The sequence below is a fragment of the Streptomyces sp. NPDC054841 genome, assembly GCF_053611045.1.
Map to the genome: position 1 here is coordinate 1 of NZ_JBSGZO010000936.1, position 1,071 is coordinate 1,071.

Below are 1,071 nucleotides of genomic sequence, written 5' to 3' on the forward strand. Positions count from 1 at the left end.
GACGCATCGCAAGGCGGAGGAGGGAGTCATGGCGGAGCCATGGCGACCGACGACAATGCGGCGAGGTGCGGTGCCAGGGCACGCGAGCCCGACAAGATCGCCCGGACAGGGCCTACGTGCGGTTGTGGAGGCGCGTCGCCACCCATGCGCCGAGCAGCGCGACCGCCGCCATGGGAAGGAACACCGCGGCGAAGGCGGCCGGGTGGGACGCGGTCGCGGCGGCCGCGGTACGGGCGCCGGCCGCCCCGCCGCCGAGGGCTGCGAAGGCCGCGCCGCCCGCGGCCAGGAGCAGGACGTTCGACAGGCCGTCGGAGATCTGGAGGGCGGCGGAGTTGGTGCCCGCCTCCTGGGGGGCCGACAGCTTCAGCAGCAGGACGCTCGTCGACGAGATGACCAAGCCCATGCCGAAGCAGCCCCAGCCCCACGCGACGCCGACGATCCACACCGGAACGGATGCGATCAGCACGCTGGGCGCGGCCGCTATCGCCGCCGCGACGAGCACCATGCCGGTCACCACCAGCCGCTCCCGGTACGGCTCCAGCCGCGGCCTGGACTGGACGAACGACCCCAGCGCCCAAGTCGCCCCGCCCACCGCGAGCGACAGCCCGGCGAGCGTCGGCGACAACCCTCGCTGGGCTACCAGCATCAACGGTACGAACGACTCGGCCGCGATGAACGACCCGGCCGCCACGCCCCGCAGGAGCACCACCGACGGCAGCCCGCGCGCGGCGCGGTACGTGCCGCGCGGCAGCAGTCCCAGTGCCGCGGGTACCAGGAGCGCGGTGCCCAGGGCCCCGGGGACGAGCGACAGCCACCGCAGGTCCTGGGCCGCGTACTGCAGCAGCCCGGCGCCCAGCGAGATCCCGAGGGCGAGCCGGATCCGCCGCGCGTCGAACGGCGCCGGGGGCGCCGTCGGGTCGACGGGCCCGGACGCCCGCCGCCGTATCGCGGGCAGCGCGAGCGCGAGCGGGACGACGACCAGGACCGGGATGCCGATGAACACCCACCGCCAGCCGAGCTGTTCGGTGACCGTTCCGGACGCGAGCGGCCCCACCACGGACGGGATCACCC

At 75.2% G+C, this 1,071-nt stretch carries 1 protein-coding gene; it reads right to left on the bottom strand.

All coding sequences use genetic code 11. The features are described from left to right. Positions 1–112: 112 nt before the first annotated feature. Positions 113–1,071: MFS transporter (locus ACWGI8_RS44545; protein ID WP_453669374.1), on the bottom strand; the 959-nt coding region annotated here is incomplete at its 5' end.